Here is a 19,181-nt window from a genome sequence, read left to right on the forward strand (position 1 = left end):
GCAAACGCCTGAGCGCAGCTAGGGAGCATCTTGTTTTACCGTTCGTTGAAGAAAATGAAGAACTTATTCGTTGCTAGCCACTTCTTTTTCTTGCCACTTCTGCCTTGCCTCGCACAAACGCCCGCTGCTCCCAAATCTGGCGCTCCGGTTCGGCTCATTACCCTCGACCCCGGCCATTTTCACGCGGCGCTGGTGCAAAAGTCGATGTATAAGAATGTCGACCCGATTGTACACGTGTACGCGCCAGGCGGCACAGATTTGCAGCAGCACCTGGCCCGAGTGACGGCCTACAACACTCGCGCCGAGGCGCCCACGCGCTGGCAGCAGCAGGTGTATTCGGGGCCCGATTTCTTTGCTAAGATGCTAGCCGAAAAGGCTGGCAACGTGGTAGTGGTAGCCGGCAACAACCAAAAAAAGACGGAATACATTGCCCAGTCCTTACAAGCCGGGTTCAACGTGCTGGCCGACAAGCCCATGTGCATCAACAGCAAGGAATTCAAGACCTTGGAAAGCGCCTTTGCGACAGCCAAGCAGAAGAATTTGCTGCTGTATGATATCATGACCGAGCGGTTTGAGATACCCACAATTCTGCAAAAAGAACTAACCCTGATGCCGACGGTATTTGGCACCCTGGAGAAAGGAACACCCCAGAATCCGGCGGTAGTCAAAGAAAGCACCCACTGCTTCTACAAGAACGTTTCGGGCAGCGTGCTTACGCGGCCTGCTTGGTTTATGGACGTTACGCAGGAAGGCGAGGGTTTGGTGGACGTAACTACCCACTTAGTGGATCTGGTGCAGTGGGAATGCTTTCCGGAGCGGGCGCTGGACTACAAAAAAGATATTCAGGTGCTATCGGCCAAGCGCTGGGCCACCCCTATGAGCCTCAGCCAGTTCAAGACTATCACCAAGCAAAACAGCTTTCCTGAGTACCTGAAGAAAGACTTGGTCAATGATAGCCTGCTGAAAGTGTACAGCAACGGCACGATTTCCTATAAGCTGCTCGGGGTGCATGCGCAGGTATCGGTGACCTGGGCGTACAAAGCCCCGGACGGCGCCGGCGATACGCACTACTCGCTGATGCGCGGTACCAAAGCCAACCTGGTAATTCGCCAGGGAGTTGCCCAGCAGTACAAACCGACGCTGTACATCGAGCCCCGCGTACGTGATGCTGCCTACGAAAAGGGGTTGCAGCAAGAACTAAAGAAGCTCCAGGCGAAATATCCCGGCGTGGCGCTCAAAAAGGTTGATCAAGGCTGGGAAGTACTCATACCCGACAGCTACCGTGAAGGGCATGAAGCCCACTTCGCCCGCGTAACCGAGCATTTTCTGGAGTACCTCGAAAAGCGAAATATGCCCCAATGGGAGGTACCCAACATGCTCGCCAAATACTACACTACTACTAAGGCGCTAGAAATGGCTTCGGAAAACCCCAAGCCATAGCGTTTCAAGTGCCTCTTATCATACAGCGCTTTAGCAGCACAGCCATGCGGCCTCCCGCTCTCCATTCGAGTTCAACGACCCACCCCGATGAAAACCACTTTGCTAGCTATAGGAGCCCTGTTGACTGCCAGCTTCCAAACGCCAATAGCGCCCTTACCCTCTGCTGTTTACAGCAAGCCCAAGCAAGCTCCAAAGCAGGATGGCAGTAGGCAAAGCAGTCTATTCGCTAAAGGCAGCACGCTTGATCTGGCCGAGTTGGCCATCCATACTTCCACCCTCAAACCAGGGCAAACCAATCATCCGCTGCAAGCTTACAACGATTCGGAAGAACTGGTAATCGTGCAGGAGGGTCGCCTTACCGCTACGGTGCAAGATTCCACCAAAACCCTGGGGCCCGGTGGTTTACTGCTGATTGTAGCAGGCGACAAGCAAAGCTTCCGCAATGCGTCCGATGCGCCGGCAACCTACTATGTATTGAAGTTCAAGGCCAAGGACCCAGTGGATAGGCAGCGGGGACTTGCCGGTGGGGGCTCTTTTCTGAAAGATTGGAGCCAGTTTAAGGTGGTGAAAACCGATAAAGGCGAAACCCGCCCCGTGTTCGACCGGCCATCCTCCGTGTTTAAACGCTTTGATGTGCACGCCACCGTGCTCAAGCCGGGTATCGCCAGCCATGCGCCGCATACGCATCGCGCCGAAGAAATCATTTTGATGACCAAAGGCAGCGGCGAAATCCTGATCGACAAGCAGGCGCACAAAGCTGCCGCCGGCGACGTGGTATTGCTTCGGGCGAATGTGCCCCACGCATTCACCAATACGGGCAGCACCGAATGCGGCTACTTTGCCATTCAATGGCACAGCAATGCGGAATAGCCAGAAGCCTACTTCTGCTACGCCTAGCTGAACCGTATCGGCGTCAGCAAGTCCTCTGCGAATGCTGCATGGGCCTTCGCAATAGCCGATGCTCCGAGGTGCTACCCTCCTATGTGGTGGCTGCTGTACTTATCGAGCAGGCAGCACCAGCACGGGCAACTGGCTGTGCAATAGTACATGCGCAGTAACACTCCGGTGAAACAGTTGCCCAAGCACGCTACGCTGACGCCCAATCAGCGCAACCATATCGAATTCCGGGGCTTGCGCAGCTGCCAAAATACCCGCAACGGTACTCTTGCCAGTCACGACGCGGGTGCGCACGACACCCGGCAGGTCGGTGGTAAGGCCTGTACGCGTCACTGAATTTAGAATGGCCACATCATCAACGGCGGCCGCCTCGTTAGGAGCAACGTGCAACACAGTTAGCTCCGCCCCAAAAGCTGCGAACAGTCGGACGATAATGCGGGTATGCTCGTCTAGAGTGAATTCCTCTCCGTCTACATTCGGACCCTGAGCGAGTTTCGGCAGGAAGGCCTGATTGAGCTTACCCCGAAAAACATCCGGGTGCTACAACCCGAGAAATTTCGCTGGGCGCACTGGTAAGGCAGTTGGACTACCGGGCGGCTAGTGGCGAGTGGCGGCCCGGGCTTACCGGAAATGGCCTGTCTTCAAAGCAACGAAAGCGGATCGCGCTTGCGCAGCCGGAACTCAAATACCGAGGCAATATTGAGAGCCCGCATTTTTGCTTCGTTGGCTTTGGGACCGGCAAACAACTCGTCTACCGTGGCGTTGAACAAGGCCAGCCAGCGCTGAAAATGCGTGACGTCGATGGGCAAGGGCATATGCTTGGGAAACGGCCGGCCGCGGTAGCGCGACGTACCCAGCAAGATGCCACTCCAGAAGTCGTACATGATGGGCAGATGTCGGCTCCAGTCCACACCGGCAAAGCCATTAAACACGGGGCCAGCATATCGTCCTGGTTTACCTTCAAGTAAAACGTATCGACCAGGAGCTTGACGTCGGCTTCGGATTGAATATCGGGGCGGGAAATAGTCATAACGAGGAATCGAAAATCGAAAAGTATTTAGGCCACGGGCTCAGCTTGACGGGCACGAACCTCGGGCCGCGCGCTACCTGCAACGCCCACCGATGCGCCCAACTGCCGGTTAGTAGCAAGGCCAACAGCTTCACCACTTCCAGCCCGATATACACGGTGTGCAGTGAATTGGTCGGGGCCGGGTGCCCGGCCAGCAAAGCCAGAGCGCGCACATCCAGGGTGGGCAGCAGCCAGAAGGTTTGCAGCAGCAAAATGCCCCCAAGCAGCCCCAGCGCACTAGCAATGCGCGTCGGGACGCGCAAATACACGGCGCTAAGTACCGCCAGCGTGGCCAGCAACAACTCCACTTTATTGAGCGCCGCAAATACAGTGCGGCCAATGCCTAACCCAAGCGCCACCGTGATGTGGGGCGCCGTGAACTTGAGTGGAGCTTCCAGAAAGGAGATACCAGCCACCAGGCCCGCCCACACGAATAGGGACAGCACCAGCAGCAACGAACCAAGAGCGAGAGAACGGGGCATAACGAAGCAACAAACCAGCAGGCAGCGTGCCTATTTAACAAAGGTAGACGGCAAAAGTGCAGCGCACAGTGTGGCTTCTACCTGAAAAAAATCAAGCAGGTACCTGACGTTCGTCAGCTTTTAAGTTGGCCGGGCAGGGGAGCTTTGAGCTACTTCCGCACCAGTCCAACGCTAAAGGTGCTGGACCCATGGGCTAGAACAAAGGAATAAAGTAGCAGCAATCTGTTGCAGCCTAGCCGACCATCCTCTTGTATCTAGCTCAGGAATAGGGTAGTTTACACCCAGCCCCAACGCCGGGGCTAGGGTAACGCTATCAGGCAAATGGAACTCCGTTGGTTGTTGGTACTTTTGTTGTTTACCACTGCCTGCTTCGGGCAGGAAAACGTTTCGAAGAAGACCTTTCCCGAAATTGCTCTCACCAACCAAATCATGTTTGCTGATCCGCAGTTCAATCAGCCCCGGTTTTCGTGCGGATTTCTGCTTAAGCATCAGAACGACACGTTCGCGGTTACTGCCAAACACCTCCTGAAAGTATTCAAGCCCAAGGGTATGAAGGCTGTTTCGTTCGGAAACAGTGTCAAATCGTGGTCGTTGTTCCCGCTGCCGGATAAGGCGCGCAGTGTGCTGACTGAACGCTTGTTGAACGAGAATAAAGGTGAGTCATTAGAAGCCAAGGCGACCTACGATCAGGATTGGCTGGTCTTCTCGCTCCAGTCGAACCACTCTGGCGTTAAACCCCTGGAGGCCCGCATCACACCGCTACAGCCGGGGGAGAAACTGTACGTAGTTGGCTGGACGCGCCACATGGAAAGCGGCCCGCAACGGGTGTATGAATTTGAATACTACAAGACGATAGACAATCGGATTCTGGTAAAAGACATCGTAGTGCCGGAGCAATTTGGTGGACTAAGCGGCGCCCCTTTAGTCGACGAGCAAGGCCAGGTCGTAGGAATTGTCTCCAACGGCACAGTCGATCCGGCATCAGGCAAAAAGTATTTTTCTCCTTGCGCCCTAACGGGGCTGCTGGCCTTTCTCGAATCTTATCAGAAGAAGTAAGAAGCTAAGCACACGCGTGCTGCTCTAGAAAACCCTTGCTATTTTAAGCAACGCCGACCCGCTAGGACCGTCTGGTTAGAAGGATCTGCTAGGGCAGTTCTCAGGGTTATTCAAATTGGACGTGTAGAAAAAAATGTCATTCCGACTAGCGGGAGAAGTCTCGCATGCTCCCGCTAATCCTCTACAACTGAAAGTAGCAGTGTACGCAGCTCCCTTTCCGGCTGAATGGCAGCCAATACCCTAGCCTCATTAGCCGTGTTGCAGGTGCTTGATGATGGCAATGACGTCTTCGTCGCCGAGGGTAGGCTCGGCCTGCTGGAAGGTTTGGTGGACTATCTCGCCTAGGGGCGTGTTCAGGCCTTCAGCTTTAGCTAGGCGCAGGTCTTTGGCCAAGTGCTTTAAAGCAAAAGCGGCCTGGTAGTTATCGGCCATAATGGCTTCGCCCTTGATCTTCGAGAAAACGTTGCTCATGGCGCCGTTGCCGATGATGGTTTGCATGTCCTCGGGTTTCAGGCCGTGCTGCTGAGCAAAAAGGAAGGTTTCGGCCAGTCCCTGCGCATAGAAACCCAGCAGGGTGTTGATGGCGAGCTTGGCAAGGTTGCCGTTGCCGGTCGGGCCGAGGTGAAGCGCGAGCTTACCGAGGTGCTCGAAGAGCGGCTGCGCCTGTTGGAACGCCGGTTCATCGCCGCCCACCATGATAACCAGCTGGCCGCCTTCTGCTTGCTTGACGCTGCCCGAAACCGGCGCATCGAGGTAGGTGTGGCCCTTCTGTTGGCTGAGCGTCGCCATTTCCTGGCTAATGCCGGGCGAAACCGTACTCATATTAACAAGCAGCTTGTCGCTTGCTTCGGCTTGTAGCAGCCCGTCCGGGCCGGTGAACAGGTCGCGCACGGCTTGGTCGTCAGATACCATCAGGAATACCACGTCGGCTTGCTGCACTAGAGCAGCCGGCGAGTCGGCGGTGGTGGCACCGGCGGCGCGCAGGGCTTCCTCTTTTTCTTTGCTACGGTTATAAACGGCAACCGGGTAGCCAGCCTCGATCAGGCGGCGCGACATCGGATTGCCCATCGTACCGAGGCCAATCCAGCCTAGTTGGGGTTGTGAGCTCATGTGCAGTGGTTGGTGTAGTAGATTAAGAACGCGGTATGCTATACCACCAAGCCCGGAATTGGTTGGCATGTGCGGCAGGAATGCACCGAGAAGAGCTGGCTTATACGCAATGCCACTGTTGTGGGGCCTCTCATCAAAATCATTACAGCGCGGTCGCCTACTTATTTCTTGGGTAAAAGTCACCCTGACTGACTGATTTTTGTCATGTCGGCTCTTTTAACAGCTGCCGTATTTGCCCCCAATTCAAGCAGTTCCTTCACCGATGCTTTGGGCAGGTTTTCTTTTTGGGCTTCTGGGTAGCTTCCACTGCGTGGGCATGTGCGGGGCTATTGCGCTGGCGCTGCCCAGCCCGCGGGCGGCTACTGATCTGGCTGGAAGCTTGGCAGCACGTCAGCGGCGGGGGCGGCTGCACCCGGGTCATACAACAAGGGCAGGTGCTGGAAAAAGGAGGCGTCGCGTTTTCGGCCGTGTGGGGCAAAATGAGCGACAAAGCGGCCCAGCAGTTGTTCATGCCCGACTCGCGCTACTTTGCCACGGGCGTCTCCGTGGTACAGCACCCGCGCAGCCCCATGGTGCCGATCTCGCATATGAATGTGCGCTACTTCGAGGCCGGCAACGGCGAAGCCTGGTTTGGCGGTGGGCTCGACCTGACCCCTATCTACGTGGATGAGGTGCAGGCCCGCTGGTTTCATCAGCAGATCGAGCAGGTCTGCCAGCAGCACGACCCCACCTATTATGCCCGCTTCAAGCCCTGGGCCGATGAGTACTTCTACCTGCCCCACCGCCAGGAAACCCGTGGCATCGGTGGCATCTTCTTCGACCGCCTCACCGTGGGCCAGGATGGCTCGTTCGAGCAATTGTTTGCCTTTGTGCAGGACGTGGGCCAAGTATACGGCCGCGCGTACAGCACCATCATGCGCCAAAACCGCGACCTGCCCTACACCGAACGCCAGAAGAAGTGGCAGTTGGTACGCCGCGGCCGCTACGCCGAGTTCAATTTGGCTATCGACAGAGGCACGCGCTTTGGGTTGGAAACCGGCGGCCGCACCGAGAGCATTCTGATGAGTTTGCCGCCCCAAGTGGAGTGGCACTACGACTTCAATCCTGAGCCAGGCTCCCCGGAAGACGCCACGCAGCAATGGCTGCGCAAAGGAGTAGACTGGCTCTCTGAAGTCGGCAAGAAAGTAGCCGAAATGTAAGTGGTCGTTGGCAAACGTACCGTGGCCGGCGCCATACCTCACCAGAAGGGATTGTGGCGGCAGCCACGCTGGTAGAGAGCAACGCTTAGCGAATAGCCGACGGCGCCCGACGAGCGGAGGCATGCGCGCTAGTAGCAGCGGGCTGCGGCTGGGCCGGCAATACCAACACCGGCACTGGGCTTTGTAGCACTAGCTGCGCCGTTACCGTCTGCCGGAAGAGAGACCACAAGAGCGTGTGGGGACGCGCCACTACGGCCAACAGATCGGCGCGCTGCTCTGCCACAGCCTGCAAGATGCCCGTCGTGGGCTCGGCGTGGCATACGTGCGTGGTTGTTACGGCAGGCAGATTAAGCGTAAGCCCCGTTCGCACCACCGATGCCAGCGCCTGCGGAGCCGTATGCTGGGTAGCCGACTCGGTGACGTGCCCTACAATCAACTGCGCATGCAGCGCTACGAGCAAGTTACGGACAGAATCTACGCAAGTTCCTAACGTAAACTTGCCTCCGTCGGCGGCCAGAAGCACCCGCTCGGGCAATCCTACTTTGGACGTTGCTGGCACCACCAATAAACCGCAGGCATGGCTGCGCAGCACATTCAAGGCAGTGGTGGTTACAGGCACATCGGCGGTAGTCGCCCCCATTGGCCGGCTTAGCACAATCAGCGTGGGGTGGTGGCGGCTGATGGCGGTCTGCAGCACGTCTTCCATCGGGCCCACCCCCACCTCGCCTACGGCGGGCACGGGCAGCGCCTGCGCTAACGCGTGCAGCGCTTGCGTGGCCGAACTTGAAACCGGCAGTTGAGTGGTAGACTGTTCTGCCTTCAACGCCTCAACATCCTGCATATGCAAGAGCACGAGCTGGGCGCCGAGAGCTTGCGCCAAAAGCGTGGCAAAATCCAGAGCCGAGTTGGCACCGGCAACGAAATCCGAGACGATCAGCAGAGTGGGAGTCATAGTTGAGTAAGTAGTTAGCAGACAATCAAATGTGACCGTTTTACCTTTTACGCTTCCTGCGCCAGATCATCTCGAATCCTGGTTTTCCTCACCTTGCACCGCCGTTTTTCTGCGGCTGCTTCCCTTGGTGCATCCATCCGAGTGGGCGCTCCGGCAACAAGTAAGCTAAGTGCATCATAATGCACCGCACCATGTATACCTATTGTACCGGTAACACTGATTTCGAGTTGAGCTAAACTGTGCGTTTAAGCTCAACTAGCAGCTTAAATACCAGTTAGAAAGAAACTGTAAGGCACCGCCAACCGGAAAGCAACGACGTATTAGCCTCCATTAATACAGAAAGAATGGAAGCTACAAACGACATGGATAGTGGTTCAGCACAGGCTTTCGACGCTTCTAGTGCTCCTCCCACTTACTGGCTCACCCGCTTTGTTATTCTGCGCCTGCTAGGCCTACTTTATGCCATTGCCTTTCTGGTCGCCATCAATCAGATAGTGCCGCTCATGGGCGCGCATGGTCTGCTGCCGGTTGGCAACTACTTGCGGCAGATAAGCGAAGCCTTAGGGTCCGAAGGCGCTGGCTTTTTGCGTTTGCCGTCCGTTTTCTGGCTCGGCCATTCCGATGCGGCGCTGCTCACGGTGGCCTGGATTGGGTTTGCGCTTTCCTGCGTTGTGGTGGCGAGCTATGCCAATGCCTTGCTGCTGGGAGTGCTCTGGTTTCTATATATGTCCATTGTGCACGTTGGGCAAGAGTGGTACGGGTACGGGTGGGAGATTCAACTCACGGAAACTGGTTTTCTAGCTATTTTCCTTTGCCCGCTGCTCGACTGGCGGCCGTTTCCTCGGTACGCGCCCCCGATGCCCATCATCGTGTTGTTCCGCTGGCTGGCCTTCCGCGTTATGCTCGGGGCCGGTTTGATTAAGGTTCGCGGGGACGAGGTATGGCGCAACAGCACCGCCCTTTACTACCACTTCGAGACGCAACCTATTCCGGGTCCGCTGAGCCGCTGGTTTCATTTCATGCCGCGGTTTTTTTTGCAGGTGGGCGTCTGGTTTAATTGGCTGGCTGAGTTGGCCGCGCCGTTTTTCGTGTTCGGTCCCCGGTTTGCTCGCCACTTGGCTGGGGTAGTGATTGTGTTGTTTCAACTCAACATCATCGTCAGCGGCAACCTTTCTTTCTTGAACTGGCTGACCATCGTCCCGGCGCTGGCCTGTTTCGATGATGGCTTTTGGGCGAAGCTCCTCCCCCGCCAGCTCGTGCGGAAGGCGCAGGCTGCGGCTGACCGTGCCGAAACCTCCAACCCCATGCTTACCACCTCCTGGGTAGTGACGGCAATCATTGGGATACTCAGCATTCAGCCTGCCTACAATATGGTCTCGCCCGGCCAAATTATGAACACCTCATTCGATCCACTGGACTTGGTGAACACCTACGGGGCCTTTGGCAGCGTGGGCAAAGAACGCCTGAATGTAGTGTTCGAGGGAACCATGGACCAGGATTCCACCGACCAAGCCAATTGGCAGCCCTACCTCTACAAAGGCTTGCCGGTGCTGCTCGACCAGCGGCCACCCCAAATTGCTCCCTACCAACTGCGCTTGGACTGGCAAATGTGGTTTGCCGCCATGTCGTCGCCGGCAGAGTACCCCTGGACCATACACCTGGTGTGGAAACTGCTGCACAACGACCCTGCAATAGTTGGCTTGTTTGCCCGCAACCCCTTCCCCGACCAGCCGCCGCGCTACATCCGAGCGGTGCGGTACCGCTATAGGTTTGCCCCACCCGGCAATCCGCAAAACCTTTATTGGCAGCGCGAGCGGGTAGACCTCTGGCTTCCCCCACTTTCCACCAACGATCCGCGCCTGGTTGAGTTCCTAAAAAGCGCAGGCTGGATGCAGTAAGCTAGCAGCCGCTCCCACGAGCTAGCAGACAACACACGCTCATTGTACACGCAAAAATGCTTCAAGTGCTCCGCTAGAAGCATTTTTGCGTGTACAATCAGTACAGCCTAGCGCAAAATAAGCACGCGCACGGTCTGGTGCTGGCTGTTAATTAACAGCGAACAGGTATACAAGCCTGGCGCGAGGGTCTGACTGTGGAGCGTCTTATCCGCAGTCCTGATGCGCTAGCACTGTATATTTACTTAACCATACGCCTGATTTGGTGGTTAGCAGATAATGGAAGTACAGCAGTTGCCCACCTTCAACTTCAATGCCTACCCGCAAACAACGGAGCCCGCCATCCGCGAGCTGCCTACGGAGGCGTTGGAACAGCTGGTGGTGTACCGGCGTGAAGAACGGTTTGCCACCTGTCGGCAGCACATCGAGCTGCACCGCCGGTCGTTCTACAAGCTCTCCTTATTTGGGGAAGGCGGCGGCACGTTCACCCTCAACGACGAGCTAATCACGGTGGCGCCGCAGTCCATCTTGCTCGTGAAGCCGAACACGGCCCTGAGCTGGCGCTTGCACGAAGGTTCTCAGACCGGCCTGTATGGCTTTTTCTCCCCCGATTTCTACAACGCGGGCTTACTGCCAGCCTATCAGATTGAGGCGATGCTGGCCGGTGGCGCACCTTACGTGTACCATGCCTGCACCCCAACTGAATATGCAACGCTTCAGTTGAGCGGCGAGCAACTATTCGCTCAACAACAGCACCTGGAAAAAGCCCGCCTTTACCTGCGCCTGCTGCTGACCGACATCCGCGACTGGCAAACTCCCACCGCAACTGCTCCCGCTTTTTCGGTGGTGCAACAGTTTCTGCAGTTGATAGAAGCGCGCTTGGCGGCCCACGAGTCCGCGCTGGCGCTGGACGCCTATGCCGAGGTGCTGTGCGTCGATGCCAAGTACCTGAGCGCCTTATGCCGCAAGGCCACCGGCAGAAGTGCGGCGCGCCTGCTCAAGGAGAAGGTAACCACAGAAGCCAAAGTGTTGCTGACGGGCACGCAGCTGCCTATCAGTGATATTGCGTATCAACTGGCATTTTATGATGTAGCCCACTTTTCCCGCTGGTTCAAGCAGGTAGCTGGCCAAACACCCTCGGCGTACCGGGCGCAGTTTACGGGGTACAAATAGTTCGGCGATTTGTACAAAGCAGGGCACAGGCGGGTTCCGACCTTTGCCCACAGGCACCCCTCAAGGGGAGCCACCAGGAAATAGCCGCTTGTTGCTACCCCTGGTTTCGCTTTCCCGTACACACGCTCATGGATAAAATTGCTTTAATTGTTGGAGCCAGCGGCATCATTGGCAGCAACTTGGCCAAGGAACTGCTAGCCAATGGCTGGACCACGTACGGCTTGGCCCGAAACCCCAAAACCGACATTGCCGGTTTGCACCCAGTAGCCGCCGACCTACTCCACCCGGAAACCCTACAAACCGCCCTGGCTGACGTGGCACCCACGCACGTCTTTCTGACCAGTTGGATGCGGCAAGAAACCGAAGCCGAAAACATTCGGGTGAACAGCGCGATGGTGCGCAACCTGCTTGCGGCGCTGTCGCCCAAGCACACGGTGCAGCATGTGGCCCTGGTTACGGGCCTCAAGCACTACCTCGGGCCGTTTGATTCCTACGCCCGGGGCGGCTCCTTGCCGGCTACCCCGTTGCGGGAAGAGCAGCCTCGCCTCGACCTCGAAAACTTCTACTACGCCCAGGAAGACGAGGTTTTTGCTGCTGCCGCGCGCGACGGCTTCAGTTGGAGCATTCACCGCCCGCACACCATTATTGGCCAGGCAGTCGGCAACCTCATGAACATGGGTACCACGCTGGCCGTGTACGCCAGCCTCTGCAAGGAAACCGGCAAGCCCTTCCGCTGGCCCGGTTCGGAAGCGCAATGGAACGGCCTCTCCGACGTAACCGACGCCCGCGTAATTGCCAAGCAACTGGCCTGGGCCGCCACAACCGAGGCGGCGCACAACCAAGCGTTTAACATCACTAACGGTGACTATTTCCGCTGGAGCTGGCTGTGGCCGCGGCTGGCCGATTGGTTTGGCATTGAATGGGCAGGCTACGATGGCACCGTGCACCCGCTCGAAGCCGAACTAGCTGATGCCGCCGAGCTCTGGCGCGACCTCGCCACTCGCCACCACTTGGCCGTTGCTGACCTACATAAGCTGGCTTCGCCCTGGCATACCGACCTGGATCTGGGCCGCCCCATTGAAGTAATGACGGATATGTCGAAAAGCCGGCAATTGGGCTTTATGGTGTACCAGCGCACCGAAGATTCGTTTTTCGACTTGTTTGCGCAGCTGCGGGCAGACCAACTGATTCCGTAGGCGGCAACCTCGGGGCTACCAACTGATCTACGGGTGGTGGCCCCGTGAAACACGCCTTTCCCGAGGCGCAATTTCTCTTGTTTCAGCTACAACTAAGACCCTAACCTACTACCGGTTAGGGTCTACGTTCTTTTTGCTTATTTACTATGTCCACGCAGCCAAACAGTTCCACGAACGATGATTCTCGGGCCGATAACCGCCACCGTCCGCCCGAGCGCACCTCTTACCGTACCACTACGGAGCCGCTTATTGTCACGCCAACCTTCCTCACGCGCGCCGATGCCACACCCCGCACGCTACGCCCCTCGACCAAGGTTTTACCCGCAGCCGCACGGGCGAGGCGCTGGAAAACCCGGACACCGAGCCAGCTGAAATTGCGTTGGAAGCTGATTTAAACCTGTCCTTCGAGCACTGGGATGAATACTGGCGCAAGGTGCACGGCCCTAAGTTCGCCTACGAGGAGCCAGGCAGTACCTCGGAACCCGTGCTGCGCTACGACCAGGTGCACCGCATTGCTGGTGGGCCCTCGTCGTATTTCCACCCTCCTTACCAGGCCATGACCCAGGAGAATGGCAAGCTCGTAGCCGATCCTCACGCTCATGTGCCAACCTATGAGCGTCCGCGCTGGGACGGTTTCGCGTACATCGCCTACGCCGCGCAGGCCGACATCGAGCGGGTGCTAAAGCAGGAACAGTACGACAAGCGCATTGCCGCCGACGAGCAAGTGGCGTTTCGCATGGTTACGCGCTCCATTACCCGCGAGTACATTTTGCTGCCCAGTGCCCAGCATCGCGACCCGATCAGCTTGGTTAAGATTCATTACCGGCGCCCCGAGCTTACTCGTGAGGCGTTCCAGCAGCAACTGCTCAGGCAACATGCCCCGCTGGTGCTGGCCCAACCCGCTACCCACCAGTATGTACGCCGCTACGCCCAGCTACACAACATCGGCTCGACGCAGCACGACCCCGAAGGCAGCTTGATGGACGGCATCTCGGTGCTGGCCTTTGCCTCCCTCAACGACGTGGAAGACTACTTGGTGAGCGACGACTACCGCGCCATTGCCGCCGACGAAGCCACTTTCACGGACGTGGCCCAGTCAGAGTATTGGACCGGCCTCAACTACAGTGTCATCAACCGGCTGCTGCCTGAGCTGGCCACCAAGTACTAAAGTAAACAGGCCGAAGAGCCAAGCAACTCTAGTATACTATATAGCAGAGCCGGGCTAGCGTCGAGTTGAATCGGCGTCACACATCCAGCCGGGAGCCTTAAGTAGTGACAATGTGGAACAGTTGATGGCGGGAAGGCAAAGCATTTTAAGTAAGTTGAAGCTTCCTTTGATTTTCAACTGGCACTTATGAAGGCTTTGTTTTCTAGCGGTCTGCTGCTGTTTATAGCCGGCACTGCGGCTGCTCAGACCCGGCCGGCCTCGGTTACGTTTCTTAACCCGGCAACGGTGGCTCCGGCCAAAGGCTATTCTCACGCCGCCCAGGTGGACTTGGGGTCCTCTACCATGCTGATTATCTCCGGTCAGGTGGCCCTCGATGCGCAAGGTGCCGTAGTCGGCCCGGGCAACGTGGGTCAACAGGCCGAGCAGGCTTTCGCCAACCTTAAGGCCATTGTGGAAGCTGCCGGTGGCACTATGCGCGACGTGGTGAAACTCTCGTATTTCTTGCTCGATGTTTCCCAGCTGCCAGCCGTACGTACCGTCCGGGACCGGTATATCAATACGAGTACTCCACCAGCCAGCACGGCCGTGCAGGTCAGCAAGCTTTTTCGCGATGAACTATTGCTGGAAATTGAAGCCACGGCCATCATTCCCAAAAAGCAAAGCACCCGCTAGCCGCGCCGCAGTTCAGAGCAGGCGCAAACGCAGGCATAGCAGAATTTAGAGCGTGCGTTTGCTTTTCAGTCAGTAGGCATAGTAGGCATGCTCGAGTTGCGTACCTTCACTTCTTGGGCCACTTTTCTTTAGCTACTTAGCAGCGGCAGCGCAGTACAGCTTATCAGGCACGCGCGTACTTGAATTAGACAGACTTGTGTATGGACACGTTCAAGGCCCTCTACTCCAATTCTATTACCCTGCACCTCATTAACGAGGACAACCTAGCGCAGGTCGATTCCTTGTTTCAAGGGTTTTCCGACTCGGCGGGCATGGTGGCTGAACTTCACGATAATTACTTGCCCGAGTACCGCCGCGGCCGCCGCATGAACTATGGCTTTTATTCCATGCTAGGTACCGAGCTGGCTGGCATGACGTTACTGTCCATCGACAGCTGGGAAGAAAGCACTGGCTCGACCGGCGCCGATATTTTTCAACACATGCGCGGCCGGGGCATAACACCAGGCAGCAAGCCGCACTTGTTTTACCTGGCGTTCGAGCTGCTGGGCCTCAACCGCGTGGCCACCGGTCACCGAGTGTCCAACTTATCATCGAAACGCTCCATTGCCAAAACGCCGGGCTTTCAGTTCGAGGGCATTATGCGCGAGTCGGGCGTAAACGAACAAGGCGAGTTCGAAGACGAAATGCTTTACGCCATTCTGCGCCGCGACTGGCTGCAACTCTACGACAAGTCGCAGGTACAGGTGATTTACTAGCCGCTCTGCAACAACTTGCTTGCGTTGCGTCAATTCAATAGTAGTCTCCATTGGAGAGTAAGGCTTTTATGTATTTATAACATTGGCACGATTTGCAAGCTAATACGCGAGCCTACAAATGATTAGTCAAGACATAAGTAGCAGAGCTACGTCTTTTATTCGAGCAGACAAGGTAAATGAAGCACAGCGGCTAGTTAGACAAAATAGGTAGGCAGCTACATTCCTGGCAGCGACCCTCAACTCCACACTGTTAGCGAAGAAGCATAAATAATGGGGTTTTAGCCGTTTGACACAAACGTTTGCGAAATATCACTTGAATTTTATAGGCTAGTCATTGACAACAATAAACTTGCCTCAGAGGCTAAAATGAGCCTTTAAGTGAAATAGGCTGTCGGAGGGTAGCGTCCCAAATATCTTTCAAGGACACCTTTTATGCTACTGAACGACCTACCTAAATACAACCCTACGCTAGAGTTTCTATTGCATCCAAAAAGGCACCTATGGAGTGTATTTACAAAGCAGTATTTGAATAAGTCAAAAACGCATCCATTTATTAGACTTTACTTAGAAGGGCTATACTTTTTATGAGCAACAGATGAAAACTGAACATTATTTTGCATATGTTACGCAAACGATTGTGAGAGCCAGTTTCTGCTTACACAATCCTTTGCGTAAATGTGCTTTCACCTTCTGACGGCATTCTATTCTTTTAAACGATGAGCCCATAATTCATCCAACGGGCTACTAGTTGGCCTGTGCGCTCTTACCAGTCAACTCGGGTCTGGATACTGTTCCGCCAGTTGCTTTTGCAGTACTGTTTCATTCATCAAAAAACCCACATGCGTATGAAAAACAGAGTACGAACTAAGTCAGTACATGGCATCATTCGGGGGTCGTTGGCGTCGGCTGTTTTGTGTGCTTCTGTCGAGGTTGCTTTGGGCGCCACCGATAAGAGTGCACCGGGAAGCCCCGCTGCATTTCCCGTTTCGCCAGCTATTGACCTGAGCCTGCCCGACGTACCCGTTCGCGGCACCGTAACTGACACCAAAGGAGACCCTCTGCCGGGGGTGAACGTGGTGGTTAAAGGCACCACCAACGGCACGCAAACCGATGCCCAAGGAGCGTTTAGCATCAGCGCGCCTGAGGGTGCTACCCTGGTTTTCTCGTTTATCGGCTACAAGCCGCAGGAAGTAGCCGCTTCCGCTTCACGGCTGACCATCCAGCTTTCCTCCGACGACAAAGCACTCGACGAAGTAGTGGTTGTGGGCTACGGCACCCAATCACGGGCCACGGTAACGGGTGCCGTGAGCAGCGTCAAGTCCGAAGAGATTCTGCGGACGCCAGCCGTTGCGGCCACTAGCGCGCTGGTAGGTCGTGTGCCCGGCATCACGGCTCGCCAGGCCGACGCCCGGCCGGGTAACGGCTCCACAATTCAGATTCGCAATCTGGGCGATCCGCTGTATGTAATTGATGGTATTGTATCGGACGTAGGCCAGTTCAACAACCTTGGCATCAGCGACATCGAGAACATTTCCATCCTGAAAGATGCTTCTGCGGCCATCTATGGCTTACGGGCGGCCAACGGGGTAGTGCTGGTAACTACCAAGCGAGGCAAAACCAACCAGAAACCTACAATCAGCATCTCGGGGTACTATGGCTTGCAGAACTTCACGAAGTACCCGCATCCGGCTAATGCGTATCAGCATCAGCGCGCCCTCGTGGAATCGGAGCAGAACCTAGCGCAGCAGCAACGCCGCTCTCCAAACGCCGTCAACGACCCGGTGAGCGGCATTCCGCTGACTGCTACCGAGCTTGAAAAATGGCGTCAAGGCACCGACCCAGGCTACAAAAGCTACGACTACTACAAGATGGTGATGCGGCCCAACGTGCCGCAGTACTTTGTAAACGGTAGCCTCTCGGGGGTAGCGAGAACATAACCTACTACCTATCGGGCACTCACCTAAGTCAGGAGGCGCTCATCAAGGACTACCACTTCAAGCGCACCAACCTCCAAGCCAACCTGGAAGCTCGGGTAACGTCGCGGTTGAAGATTGGCTCGCAGCTGAGTGCGCGCTACGAAGACCGTTTTCAGGCCGGCGTACCTGGTCTGGACGACTACTTCAACCCTTTCCTGAGCATTTTTAGTATGTGGCCCACCGAGCGGCCGTATGCCAACGACAACCCCAACTACATCAACCAGACGCACAACGTCAACGTCAACCCGGCTACCTACGACACCAACATTACGGGTACCATCCAGGAAGATACGCGGGCGGCCAAAGCCAACCTGTACACGGAGTACAGCTTCGACTTTGGGTTGACGGCCCGGGCCACGGGTTCGTACAACTTCACCAACTTCAACTTCGACGGCTTCGAGTACACGTACAATGCCTACCAGTACGATGCGGCCAAGGATATTTACTTCACCCAGCCGGGTTGGGGCAACCAAAACCCTTGGCGCGAAACGCGTCGTCGCAACATCATCGACCGTTTCGGGCAGTTGCAGCTTAGCTACAACAAGCAATTCGGCGACCATGGCGTGGCGGCCGTAGCTGCTTATGAGCGCTACGATACCGATAACCGCTACAGCATTATCCATACCGTACCGCCCAACAATACCATTCCGATCCAGTTGTTTGCCAGCCAAGACTTTTTGGCCGACGAGCGTAACGAGCGGGCCAGGGCGGGCTACATTGGCCGGGTAAACTACAACTACAAGCAGAAATACTTGGTTGAGGTGCTAGGTCGCTACGACGGTTCCTGGCTGTTTGCGCCGGGTCGCCGGTACGGCTTCTTCCCGGCGGCTACGGTTGGCTGGCGCCTGACGGAAGAACCCTTCCTCAAGGAACGCGGCACCGGCGTGCTGAGCGAGTTGAAGCTACGCGGTAGCTATGGCCGCACCGGCGCCGATGACTTAGATGATCCCGACAACAACAACTACGTAGTGGCGCCCTACAGCTACGTACCGGGCTACGACTTCCCATCGGGCAGCGCCATCTTCAATGGCAACTACACCTTTGGCGTACGGCCCCGCGGCTTGCCCATCACAACGCTTTCGTGGGTAACCAATATTACGTCGAACATCGGGGTGGATGTTGGCTTCCTGAATGGCAAGCTGACCGGCCAGTTCGATGCGTTTGAGCGCCGCCGCAAAGGTTTGCCTGCCGCGCAATACGACATTCTGCTGCCCAGCGAAGTAGGCTACGGACTTCCCCTAGCCAACCTCAACTCGGAAGCTACGCGCGGCGTGGAAGGTGCGCTATCGTATTCCAGCCAAGTCGGCGACTTCACCTACACCGTAGGTGCCAACGCCACTTTGTCGCGCCGGCGCGACTTAGAGCAGTATAAGCCCCGCTTTGGCAACTCCCTAGACGAATACCGCAACTCTTTCATCGATAGATGGGGAAGCATCGGCTGGGGCTACGAAGTGATAGGCCAATTCCAGTCGGAGCAGGAAGTTGCCGCCTACACCGTTAACAACGACGGCCAAGGCAACCGCACCCAATTGCCGGGCGACTTCATCTACAAAGACGTCAACAACGACGGCCTAATCAATGGCCTTGATGAACGGCCGATTGGCTACGTGGAAGGTGCGCCGCCCTTGGTTAACTATGCCCTGAACACCTCGTTTGGCTACAAAGGCTTCACGCTGAGCTTCGACATTGTGGGGGCCGGCATGCAAACCTTCCGCCGCGAAGTAGAACTGCGCATTCCGTTCCAGAACAACGGTACCTCGCCGGACTACATCTTCGAAGACCGTTGGCACCACGAGGACCCGTACAATGCAGACAGCCCTTGGATACCAGGCAAGTACCCTTCCATTCGCCGCGACAATGCGGGTCATTCCAACTACAATCGTCGCAATGATTTCTGGGTTACCAACGTCCGCTACGTGCGCCTGCGCAACCTGGAGGTAGGCTACAACCTGCCCAAGCCTTTCCTGAGCAAAATCGGCATTTCGGCCTGCCGGGTGTACATGAACGGGACCAACCTGTATGTGCTCACGAACATCAAAGACTTGGATACTGACCCCGAAATTTCTTCAAACGGCGGCTTGGTGTATCCACCTCAGCGCCTGTACAACGCTGGTTTCGCGCTCAGCTTCTAATCCTGCCCT

Annotated in this window: 18 protein-coding genes and 1 pseudogene; 14 read left to right on the forward strand and 5 right to left on the reverse strand. The window is 56.3% G+C overall.

Going from position 1 to position 19,181, the window contains the following annotated elements:
• Positions 1 to 54: 54 nt before the first annotated feature.
• A complete protein-coding gene (locus MUN86_RS11490) occupies positions 55 to 1,440 on the forward strand; it encodes a putative oxidoreductase C-terminal domain-containing protein (protein WP_245125515.1) in 1,386 nt (461 codons plus the stop codon).
• Positions 1,441 to 1,527: 87 nt separating this feature from the next.
• The gene (locus tag MUN86_RS11495; RefSeq protein ID WP_245125517.1) at positions 1,528 to 2,310 is read left to right on the forward strand and encodes a cupin domain-containing protein; all 783 of its coding nucleotides are present in this window, start codon (positions 1,528 to 1,530) and stop codon (positions 2,308 to 2,310) included.
• Between the two features lie 129 nt (positions 2,311 to 2,439).
• On the opposite strand, the gene MUN86_RS11500 is transcribed toward MUN86_RS11495, so the two are convergent.
• The 3 genes from MUN86_RS11500 to MUN86_RS11510 all read right to left on the reverse strand — a co-directional run bounded on the left by MUN86_RS11500 (position 2,440) and on the right by MUN86_RS11510 (position 3,888).
• Positions 2,440 to 2,838: a universal stress protein gene (locus tag MUN86_RS11500; protein ID WP_311182094.1), complete on the reverse strand. Its 399-nt coding sequence runs from the start codon at positions 2,836 to 2,838 to the stop codon at positions 2,440 to 2,442.
• 140 nt (positions 2,839 to 2,978) lie between these two features.
• Positions 2,979 to 3,269, reverse strand: a complete 291-nt coding sequence (locus tag MUN86_RS11505) for a group III truncated hemoglobin (protein WP_311182037.1) — start codon at positions 3,267 to 3,269, stop codon at positions 2,979 to 2,981.
• A gap of 94 nt (positions 3,270 to 3,363) precedes the next feature.
• Positions 3,364 to 3,888 (reverse strand): hypothetical protein, encoded by a 525-nt coding sequence (locus MUN86_RS11510; protein WP_245125521.1) that lies wholly within the window; start codon positions 3,886 to 3,888, stop codon positions 3,364 to 3,366.
• Positions 3,889 to 4,209: 321 nt separating this feature from the next.
• Between MUN86_RS11510 and MUN86_RS11515 the strand changes: the two genes are divergently transcribed.
• Positions 4,210 to 4,944 (forward strand): trypsin-like serine protease, encoded by a 735-nt coding sequence (locus MUN86_RS11515; RefSeq protein WP_245125523.1) that lies wholly within the window; start codon positions 4,210 to 4,212, stop codon positions 4,942 to 4,944.
• Between the two features lie 249 nt (positions 4,945 to 5,193).
• On the opposite strand, the gene MUN86_RS11520 is transcribed toward MUN86_RS11515, so the two are convergent.
• Positions 5,194 to 6,054, reverse strand: a complete 861-nt coding sequence (locus MUN86_RS11520) for an NAD(P)-dependent oxidoreductase (RefSeq protein WP_245125525.1) — start codon at positions 6,052 to 6,054, stop codon at positions 5,194 to 5,196.
• A gap of 262 nt (positions 6,055 to 6,316) precedes the next feature.
• Here MUN86_RS11520 and MUN86_RS11525 point away from each other — a divergent pair.
• Together MUN86_RS11525 and hemF are read left to right on the forward strand one after the other, a co-directional pair.
• Positions 6,317 to 6,376, forward strand: a pseudogene (locus MUN86_RS11525) (hypothetical protein); the annotation flags it as partial.
• A gap of 7 nt (positions 6,377 to 6,383) precedes the next feature.
• Entirely contained in the window at positions 6,384 to 7,253 is an 870-nt protein-coding gene (gene hemF / locus MUN86_RS11530) for an oxygen-dependent coproporphyrinogen oxidase (RefSeq protein ID WP_311182041.1), read from the forward strand.
• Between the two features lie 85 nt (positions 7,254 to 7,338).
• Here hemF and MUN86_RS11535 read toward each other — a convergent pair whose 3' ends face one another.
• A complete protein-coding gene (locus MUN86_RS11535) occupies positions 7,339 to 8,205 on the reverse strand; it encodes a universal stress protein (RefSeq protein ID WP_245125527.1) in 867 nt (288 codons plus the stop codon).
• Between the two features lie 344 nt (positions 8,206 to 8,549).
• Here MUN86_RS11535 and MUN86_RS11540 point away from each other — a divergent pair, with 344 nt between their 5' ends.
• The 9 genes from MUN86_RS11540 to MUN86_RS11580 all read left to right on the forward strand — a co-directional run bounded on the left by MUN86_RS11540 (position 8,550) and on the right by MUN86_RS11580 (position 19,172).
• Positions 8,550 to 10,103, forward strand: coding sequence for a lipase maturation factor family protein (locus MUN86_RS11540; protein WP_245125529.1), 1,554 nt, complete (start codon positions 8,550 to 8,552; stop codon positions 10,101 to 10,103).
• Positions 10,104 to 10,379: 276 nt separating this feature from the next.
• A complete protein-coding gene (locus MUN86_RS11545) occupies positions 10,380 to 11,273 on the forward strand; it encodes a helix-turn-helix domain-containing protein (protein WP_245125531.1) in 894 nt (297 codons plus the stop codon).
• A gap of 128 nt (positions 11,274 to 11,401) precedes the next feature.
• The gene (locus tag MUN86_RS11550; protein WP_245125533.1) at positions 11,402 to 12,469 is read left to right on the forward strand and encodes an SDR family oxidoreductase; all 1,068 of its coding nucleotides are present in this window, start codon (positions 11,402 to 11,404) and stop codon (positions 12,467 to 12,469) included.
• A gap of 146 nt (positions 12,470 to 12,615) precedes the next feature.
• The gene (locus MUN86_RS11555) at positions 12,616 to 12,864 is read left to right on the forward strand and encodes a hypothetical protein (protein ID WP_245125535.1); all 249 of its coding nucleotides are present in this window, start codon (positions 12,616 to 12,618) and stop codon (positions 12,862 to 12,864) included.
• A complete protein-coding gene (locus tag MUN86_RS11560) occupies positions 12,849 to 13,637 on the forward strand; it encodes an EthD domain-containing protein (RefSeq protein ID WP_245125537.1) in 789 nt (262 codons plus the stop codon). Before MUN86_RS11555 ends, MUN86_RS11560 begins: the two co-directional genes overlap by 16 nt.
• A 186-nt stretch (positions 13,638 to 13,823) precedes the next feature.
• Positions 13,824 to 14,309 carry a RidA family protein gene (locus tag MUN86_RS11565; RefSeq protein ID WP_245125539.1) on the forward strand — a complete coding sequence of 162 codons (486 nt, stop codon included), beginning with the start codon at positions 13,824 to 13,826 and terminating at the stop codon, positions 14,307 to 14,309.
• Between the two features lie 200 nt (positions 14,310 to 14,509).
• Complete coding sequence (locus MUN86_RS11570; protein ID WP_245125541.1) at positions 14,510 to 15,064, forward strand: GNAT family N-acetyltransferase; 555 nt, start codon at positions 14,510 to 14,512, stop codon at positions 15,062 to 15,064.
• Positions 15,065 to 15,909: 845 nt separating this feature from the next.
• Positions 15,910 to 17,001 (forward strand): carboxypeptidase-like regulatory domain-containing protein, encoded by a 1,092-nt coding sequence (locus MUN86_RS11575; RefSeq protein ID WP_245125543.1) that lies wholly within the window; start codon positions 15,910 to 15,912, stop codon positions 16,999 to 17,001.
• A gap of 41 nt (positions 17,002 to 17,042) precedes the next feature.
• Positions 17,043 to 19,172 carry a SusC/RagA family TonB-linked outer membrane protein gene (locus tag MUN86_RS11580; RefSeq protein WP_245125722.1) on the forward strand — a complete coding sequence of 710 codons (2,130 nt, stop codon included), beginning with the start codon at positions 17,043 to 17,045 and terminating at the stop codon, positions 19,170 to 19,172.
• Positions 19,173 to 19,181: the final 9 nt, after the last annotated feature.

It is taken from the genome of Hymenobacter volaticus (assembly GCF_022921055.1).
Taxonomy (GTDB): Bacteria; Bacteroidota; Bacteroidia; order Cytophagales; family Hymenobacteraceae; genus Hymenobacter; species Hymenobacter volaticus.